This window comes from Thiocapsa sp., assembly GCF_011390875.1.
Taxonomy (GTDB): domain Bacteria; phylum Pseudomonadota; class Gammaproteobacteria; order Chromatiales; family Chromatiaceae; genus Thiocapsa.
In genome coordinates this window covers 1-8,442 of sequence record NZ_JAABRP010000199.1, presented here as the reverse complement: position 1 = coordinate 8,442, position 8,442 = coordinate 1, and the positions used below count along the sequence as shown (strand labels likewise).

General features: G+C 67.2%; 5 protein-coding genes. 2 read left to right on the top strand and 3 right to left on the bottom strand.

Annotated features, from left to right (window positions below; all coding sequences use genetic code 11):
• The 3 genes from GPT33_RS14895 to GPT33_RS14885 all read right to left on the bottom strand — a co-directional run.
• Window positions 1–197 (bottom strand): PfkB family carbohydrate kinase (locus GPT33_RS14895; RefSeq protein WP_363929395.1); only part of this gene is annotated, 197 nt, incomplete at its 3' end.
• A 14-nt stretch (window positions 198–211) separates the two neighbouring features.
• Window positions 212–2,677 carry a phosphoenolpyruvate--protein phosphotransferase gene (gene ptsP, locus GPT33_RS14890; protein ID WP_296810265.1) on the bottom strand — a complete coding sequence of 822 codons (2,466 nt, stop codon included), beginning with the start codon at window positions 2,675–2,677 and terminating at the stop codon, window positions 212–214.
• 128 nt (window positions 2,678–2,805) lie between these two features.
• Window positions 2,806–4,107, bottom strand: coding sequence for a carbohydrate porin (locus tag GPT33_RS14885; protein ID WP_296810263.1), 1,302 nt, complete (start codon window positions 4,105–4,107; stop codon window positions 2,806–2,808).
• Window positions 4,108–4,340: 233 nt separating this feature from the next.
• On the opposite strand from GPT33_RS14885, the gene GPT33_RS14880 reads away from it, so the two are divergent.
• Together GPT33_RS14880 and GPT33_RS14875 are read left to right on the top strand one after the other, a co-directional pair.
• Window positions 4,341–5,783, top strand: a complete 1,443-nt coding sequence (locus GPT33_RS14880) for an extracellular solute-binding protein (protein ID WP_296810261.1) — start codon at window positions 4,341–4,343, stop codon at window positions 5,781–5,783.
• A gap of 7 nt (window positions 5,784–5,790) precedes the next feature.
• A complete protein-coding gene (locus tag GPT33_RS14875; RefSeq protein ID WP_296810260.1) occupies window positions 5,791–8,115 on the top strand; it encodes an ATP-binding protein in 2,325 nt (774 codons plus the stop codon).
• Window positions 8,116–8,442 lie beyond the last annotated feature (327 nt).

Genomic DNA, 8,442 nt, shown 5'->3' with positions numbered 1-8,442 from the left:
CCGCCGAGCAGCCCCGTCGCGACGACCTGCGGGCCGAAGTCGGCCAGAAAAGAGGCCACGTTGACCCCCTTGCCGCCGGCATCCGCCTGCTCCTGCTCGACACGGTTGACGCGCCCGGCAGTGAACTCGGGCACCCGCGCGGTCTGGTCGATAGCCGGGTTCAGGCTGAGCGTGGCGATCTTGATGCTGTTGGTCATGGTCCGGGTCTCCATCAGCGCAGTCCGCGCACGGCGGCGGAGGTGGAACAGGCCAGTGCGCGTCGGGCGAGACCGCGTGCCTGCTCCATCGAGAGGCCCCGGATCTGTGCCTTCACGGCCGCGATGCTCGGGATGCTGACCGAGAGCTCGCGCACGCCAAGACCGGTCAGGATGACCACGCCGCGCGGGTCGCCGGCGATGCCCCCGCAGACCCCGACCCAGATCCCGGCCTTATCGGCGGCACGCACGGTCGCGTCGATCATGCGCAGCACGGCCGGGTGCAGGCCGTCGGCTTGGCGCGACAGCAGCGGGTGCATGCGGTCCACCGCCAGGCAGTATTGGGTGAGATCGTTGGAACCCACCGAGAAGAAGTCCGACTCGGCGGCCAGCTCCTCGGCCATCATCACCGCGGATGGGACCTCGATCATGATGCCGATCTCGACCGGTGCGGCGCCGACCTCCAGACGCACCTCCTCGGTCAGGGCCTTGGCGCGCTTGAGCTCCTCAAGCGTGGAGATCATGGGGTACATGATGCGTACCGGGCCATGCGCAGCGGCGCGGAAGATGGCCCGCAGCTGGCTGCGGAACAGCTCGGGGCGGTTCAGACAGAGCCGGATGCCGCGCTCGCCGAGGAAGGGGTTCTCCTCCGCCGGCATGGACATGTAGGGCACGGCCTTGTCGCCGCCGATGTCCAGGGTGCGGATGATGATGGGCAGGCCGTTCAAGGCGCGGACCATCTCGGTGTAGGCCGCGGCCTGCTCGTCCTCGCTCGGGGCCTGATCGCGGCCCAGGAAGAGGAACTCGGTGCGCAGCAGGCCAACGCCCTCCCCGCCCGCCTCCACCGCTCGACCGGCCTCCGCGGGCGCGGCGATGTTGGCGACCACCTCGATGCGTGCCCCGTCGGTCGTGATGGCGGGCTGGTAGCAGGCGCGCCGCTCGGCCTCGCGCTGAACGGCCATGTCGGCGCGGGCGCGCTCGGCATTGGCGCGGTCCCGGTCGGTCGGGATCAGGACCAAGGTTCCGCTGTTGCCGTCGAGCACGACGGGGCTGCCGTCGGCGATGTCGAGCACCGAGTCGCCGGCCCCGACCACGGCCGGGATGCCGAGTGAGCGGGCGATGATGGCGGTGTGCGAGGTCGGCCCGCCGGCGGCGGTGCAGATGCCGAGCACCAGGGCCGGGTCGAGCCGGGCGGTATCGGAGGGACTCAGGTCGTCGGCGATCAGGATCACCGGCGTGTCGGGCAGGTTCGGCTCGTCCTCGATGCGCTCGGCCAGCATGCGCAGCACGCGCCGACCCACGTCGCGCAGGTCCAGTGCGCGGGCGGCGAGGAGCGCGTCCTGCTGCGCGGCCAGCGTCTTGGCCTGCTCGCCGATACTCTGCTCCCAGGCATAGCCGGCGGAGCGCGCGTCTTCGCGAATCAGTCCCTTGGCCCGGTCGATCAGGCCTTGATCCGCCAGGAACTCGGCATGAGCGCGGAAGATGGCGGCCTTGCCGGCACCTGCGCGGGCCTTGACCTCCTCGTAGAGCTCGGCAAGCTCGCGTTTGGCGGCCTCGATGGCCCGGTCCAGGCGCGTCAACTCGGCGGCGGGGTCGCGGGCGGTCGCGGCCACCACGATCTTGCCGCGTTGATATTGCCGGACAGGGCCGAGCGCCAAGCCGGGCGAGGCGGCCACGGCGGCGACACTCGGGCCTTCCCAGTCGATCCGCGGAAGGTCGGCGGAGCCGGCGGCGCCTGCGGTCTCCTCTTCTTCCTCGAGCCCCGAGTCGATGGCATCGCGCAGGGCGGCGAGTGCGGCATCGGCGTCGGCGCCTTCGGCCATGACGCGGATGGTCGCGCCGGACTCGATCCCGAGGTTCAAGAGGGCGATCAGGCTCTTGGCATCGCCCGCGCGGTTTCCGTGACGCACCCGGATGGTCGCGCCGAAGCCCTTGGCGATATCGACCAGTGCCGTCGCCGGACGTGCATGCAGGCCATGCGGTGAGGTGATGACGGTGTCGAAGTGATTCGGCAGGTCATCCGGCAACGGCTGCGCGGCCGGCTTGGCCGGTGCGGTTCCGGTGGAAAGCCGTTGGCCGATATCCGCCGGATTGGTGGTGTGGGCGAGACGCGCGGCCTCGGCCGGGTCGCCGAGAACATCGGTCAGGTTGGTCAGGATCTGAAGATGCTCGTCGGACTTCGCCGCGATCCCCACCACCAGATGCACGCGGTCGCCCGGATTCCACTCCACGCCGCCCGGCACCTGCAGCACGGCCACGCCGGTCTGCTTGATCATCCCGCGATCCTTGGGCACACCGTGGGGGATGGCGATGCCGTTGCCGAGAAAGGTGTTGGCCACACGCTCGCGCGCCAGCAGGCTGTCGACATAGCCAGGCTCGATATAGCCCGCCTCGACCAGGATCCGGCCGACCTGACGGATGGCGTCGGTCTTGTCGACCGCGGTGGCGCCGAGACGTACCGCGGAGAGGTCTAATGAGATCATGTCGGTCCTCCTCGCAAACCGCGTCCGCCATGACATGCGCCGTTTCCATTCAAACTTGGCCTTTCGTGATTCCCGGCGGCCGTGGCAGACGCGGTTTGGTTTTTTGTTTTGAGTCGTTGTGAATCGCGTTAAAGCGAAACGCCGAACTGCATGCCGATCACCGTCGCATCCGGGATCTCGCCCGTCCCGCCGGGCTGCACGATGTATTGAATATCCGGCTGGATGTAGGCGAACTTGGTGAGCTGGATGCGATAGCCCAGCTCCAGGACCCATTCGTAATCCGGGTCGCCGTCGCCCAGGGACACCTGCTCGGCGGCATAGTCGTCGCTCAGCTTGCCGAATGTAGTTCCGAAGATGAGTCGATCTTGGTTGCGCCCGGCGAAGGGGCCGACGTATTGGGCACCGAAACTGCTCTGGAAGGGAACGAGCGCGGGTTGCTGTTGGTTGGTATAGGCGAGTGTGCCGAAGAGATACAGCCCTTGATCGGAACCCAAGCGCTCTTGCGTGACCTGCTGATCCAGTTGGGCGTAATAACGGATAAAGGTGTCGGTGGTGGTGTCCGAATTGAAATCGGACATGTCGAAATAGACGTTGTTGAGACCCAGACCGAAATGACCGGGCTTGGAACCCCAGCGCCAATCCCACTCAAGCTGTGCCATGATCGAGACGCCGTCGCTGGACCGGAATGTAAAGTCGGTGCCATGCAGATCCGGGTCCCACATCCTCTCGGTCAACTGGTAGACGCCGATCTTGGCCCGGAAGTCGTCGGTCGGCGCGTATTTGAAGCGCGTACCCCAAACGGCGAAGGGATAGGAAGTCATGACGCCGTCGAGCAGCACGGCGCGGATCTGGCCGTTGAAGCTGTTGGAGAGGTAATAGCCGTAGAAGGGCGACCCGGCGAAATCATCGGTCGCCGTGATGCGGCCAAACTTAAGTGCGTACTGTCCGTCGGCCCAGCTCTTTTCCAGGCTGAGGTTGTAGAGGAAATAGGTCTGGCCGCCGACCAGCTGCATGACGCTGTAGATGCCGCCCACGTCCTCGTCGATACTGGCACCGGCCCGATCGATGCCGCTTAGATTGAAAGTCCAGCCATTCCAGCCGGCCGCTTTCCCCAGGTCGACCGTCATCCCCATATAAAGATCGCCGGCCAGGGCCGTGCCCTGCTGGATGCCGCCGCCGACGTTGCTCGCAACGATGGCGTTATAGTAGGCAAAGAAGTCGAAGCCTTTGGCCGCAAGCTCGGTGCGCTTGCCGCCCCAATCGCCGGTGAGATAATCGCCGTTCAACCAACCGCCCGATGCGTCCGACGGGCTACCCGGCGGCAGAGGAACTTCGTCGCCGACGTTGCCGTCTTCGGCCATGGCCGCGTTGGCGGCGATCATCGCGACGGTCACGGCGGCGAGACCGAAAGTGGTATTGGTGGTGTTCATCGTTGTCCTCTCGTAGGGTCGGGGTTCGGCGTCGACGGGTCCGTCCGGTACGCTTCGATCGAGCGCTTGGCCTGTTGCGTATCACAACCCTGCGGGATGAACGAACGATGACACGACTCCATGGCCTTTTTGTCATCTTTGTCATATTTGCTGTCCCGTCGGCAGCATTGCCGGTGACCGGCGATGGCGGCGATGGCTCGGATGAACGGAACAGGGGCGGATCGAGTCTGCAGGTGCTCACCCGCGATACCACCGCCATCGGCGGTCCGGCCGAGCGGCACGGGCGAGACTTCGAGGCCGCGACCGGAACCGCGGTGGCGGTGACTCGGGTCCCCTTCGCGGACCTCTACGAGCGGATCATGCTCGGCTTCGTCACCGGTCACTTGCCCTTCGACGCACTCCTGATCCCCTCGGCTTGGCTGCCGGATTTCGCCCCCTATCTGTCGCCGGTCCCGGAGCGAATCATCGCCGGACCGATCGTCGGCGACATCCTTCCGCTCTATCGCGACGCTCTGATGCGCTGGAACAACCGCTGGATGGCGTTAACTATAGATGGCGATCTGCACATGGGTGCCTATCGCCGGGATCTCTTCGAGGATCCGGATACCGGCGCCGCCTTCGCCGCGGAGTACGGACGGCCCCTGCAACCGCCGCAGACCTGGTCCGACTACCGCGACGTCGCGGCCTTCTTCAGCGGCCGACAAGGCGCCGACGGCAGCGCGCTCGCCGGCACGCTGGAGGCCTATGCGCGCGAGGGGCAGCGGATCTGGACACTCTTCAGCCACGCCGCGGCCTACACCAATCACCCGGATCATCCAGGCGCCATGTTCTTCGATCCGGATACCATGGTTCCGGCCATCGACAACCCCGGCTGGATACGCGCGTTGCGGGAGATGCTGGAGCTGCGTCGATTCGGTCCCGCGGACGCCGACAGACTGGACAGCGAGGCCGTGCGCATCCGCTTCGCCGCAGGACAGGCCGCGATGAACATCGACTGGGCCGATACCGGCGTGCTGGCCGGTGCGCTAGGTGGTGCAATGGGCGGTGAGCGAGCCAGCGTTGCGGATACCCCGCTCTCGGGAGATCCACGCGACAGCAGAACCGAGACATCCGCCATCGCCGGGAATGTCGGCTTCTTCGTTCTGCCCGGAAGCCGCGAGGTCTGGAACCCCGCGAGCGGCGCCTGGGAGACACTGCCGTCCGTCCGCTCGGTCAGCTTCCTGGCCTTCGGCGGCTGGATCGCCGTGGTACCCGCCGTCGGCGCCGAGCACGAGCGGGCCTGGGCCTATGTCGCCTGGTATGCCAGCCCGGAGCACAGCGCCCGCGACCTACTCGACGGCAGCTCCGGCATCAACCCCTACCGTCTCTCGCACCTCGACGACCCGGCACCCTGGCGGAGCCTGCTCGGAGACCGTCAGGCCGAGGACTACCTGCGCGTGCTGCGCGCCAGCCTCTCCGCACCTCAGATCGCGCGCGACCTGCGCCTGCCCGGCTATCGCGCCTACATCGCCGCCCTCGAAGACCAGCTCGACCGCGTCATGACCGGCGGCGCGACACCCGAGGAGGGCCTTCGCGCCGCCGCAGCGGACTGGGAGGCCCTCACCGACCGCTTAGGGCGCAACAGCCAGCGCCGACATTATCGGGAGGCCATGGGGTTGTCCGAGAAGAGCGATTGATCCGGCGATGTTCTCCGGCATCCAAGCCCGTCTGCTGCTGATCCTGGGCCTCGCGGCCCTTGCGATCACGCTCGCAAGTGCGATCGCACTGATGGCGCTGCTGGAGACACGTGCCGGGGTAGCGACCGTCATGGAGCGCGAGCTGCCGGCGTCCAATGCGGCCTTGGTCCTGGCACGGGTGGGCGAGCGGCTGGAGGACCGTGCTCCTGCACTGCTGGCCGCAAAGGACGCCGATGCACGTCAACGTCAGATCGCCCTGATCAACCGTGACCTGCGCTCCCTGGCAAGCGAGACCGAGCGGCTGCGCGACCTGCATCCGGCCGGCAGCGAAGGGGTTGCGGACATCGCTCGGCTGGCGCCCGAGCTGGCGGCGAACCTGCGCGAACTGGCTCTTGCGCTGGAGCAACAGGCAACGCTCGGTGTTGCACTGAAGCACCAACGCGAGCGGCTGCTCGCCCTGCGCGAGCGCGTGCAGCAGATCCTGGGACCTTCGATCCTGCTGGTAAGCGATGTCGTGGGACGGGATACGGACGTCGACCCAGGACTCTTTCGCCGCGCGGCCGGCGCCCAGGGGCCGTTGCTGGATGCGGAGCGGTTGGCGGGCTCGGCCTTCAGCGACCTGCTGCTCGGAGCCGAGTCGCCGAGCCTCGATCAGGTACGCATGTTCCGTGACGCCTTCGAGCGCACCCGCGGTCAGCTTTCGGATCTGCTCCCGAGGATCCCGTCGGGACTGCGCCCGGAGTTCGCACAAGCGATCGCCGACCTGGAGCTCCAACTTCAAGCCGACGGCGTCTTCCGACTGCGCGAGCAGGAGCTTGCGACCATCGAGGACGCGGAGCACCTGGTGACGGCAAGCCGCGGCATCGCCGCCGCGCTCAAGACGCGGGTGGATGCGCTTGTGCACTCGGCCAGCGAGACCATCGCCCGTGCCGCGGGCGCCATGGGCGACACCCTGTTGACCAATACACTGATCTTCGTCGCCGTCAGCATCGCGGTGGTGCTGCTCGCGACCCTCATCTCCTACCGGTTCCTGGTGCGCGACATCAGCCTGAACCTGCGTGCGGTCACCCGCGCCATGCAGCGCCTGGCCGGCGGGGAGCGCGACGCCCGGGTGCCTGCGCTGGATCGGCGGGACGAAATCGGCGATCTCGCCCGCGTCTTCAACGTCTTCAAGGACAATGCCTTTCGGATGGAGACGGTGGAGGGTCAGCTGCGCCAGGCACAGAAAATGGAGCTGGTCGGTCAGCTCACCGGCGGCATCGCCCATGACTTCAACAACATCCTCGCCGCCATCCTCGGCAATCTGACCTATCTGGAGCCCAAAGCGGAAGACGACCCCTTGCTGCACGAGCGTTGGCAGCGGGCCATGGGCGCGACGGATCGCGCCGTGCGCCAGGTGGAGCGATTGCTCGCCTTCTCCCGGCGCCAAAGGCTCGCGCCCGAGATCGTGGACATCAATGCGCTGGTCGGCGGCATGCTCGATCTGCTCGAGGTGAGCGTCGCGGAGGGCACCGAGCTGAGGGCCGTGCTCGCACCGGAGCTGCCGCCGGTGCGGGTCGACCCCGGACAGCTCGAGAACGCGCTCATGAACCTGGTCATCAACGCCCGCGATGCCTTGGACGGCGGCGGTCGGATCAGCGTCACGACGGCGGCTGTCGGTGACGACGCCGTCGAGGTCGCGGTCGAGGACACGGGTCGGGGCATCCCCGCGGACGTCCTCGAACGCGTCTGTGAACCCTTCTTTACGACCAAAGCACCCGGCAAGGGCAGCGGACTCGGGCTCAGCATGGTGTATGGCTTCTCCCGCCAGTCCGGGGGCGAGATGCAGATCGAGAGCCGTGTCGGCGGAGGGACAACCGTTCGCATTCGGCTTCCGGTCGCCAAGTCCGCGGCGACGGCGGCCGAGCACATCGCAGAGACCGGCCGGGACACGACACTGCCGCAGGGCAACGGCGAGTGGGTTTTGGCGGTGGACGACGACAGCGACGTCTTGACGTCCACTGCCGATCAGCTCCGCGGTCTCGGCTATCGCGTCCTGATCGCGGGAGACGGTGCGACGGCCTTGGAGTCGCTGGAGCATGAGCCCGCCATCCGCCTGCTCTATACGGATGTCGCGATGCCGGCGCCTTGGGACGGGGTCACTCTGGCTCGCGAGGCGCGCTCACGCCGACCGGACCTGGCGATCTTGTTTACGTCCGGCGAGACCCGCGAGATCAAGGACCCGGCGGCCGCGCTGCTCCGCAAGCCGGTCACTCAGGAGCAGCTGGCACACGCGGTGCGGCAGGCACTCGATGACGATCAAGGCGATCTCCGAACCATTCGGAACGCGTAGGTTGGGCTGACGATAGGGAACACGGCTTTGGTCACCCTTTCGCCGATGCGTCTTGGGTTCCCCAACCGGAGACGAGACTTCGGCCGCACGCCCGGGTACGCCGACTTTAGTCGGCACCCGGGGAGGCGGACGTCAGTCCGGCGCGCGGGCGCGCTCGGGCGACTGAAGTCGCCCGTCCCCGGGAGCCGGATGAATCCGGCGTACCCGGGTAGAACCTTTCCCGGAAATCACCTTAAGGAAATCGTCGGATTAAACCGCGCCCGGTGCGATATGCGTCATTTGTTGGAATGGCTTGGCCGCGCCAGCCCCGACGACTGTCGGAGCTGG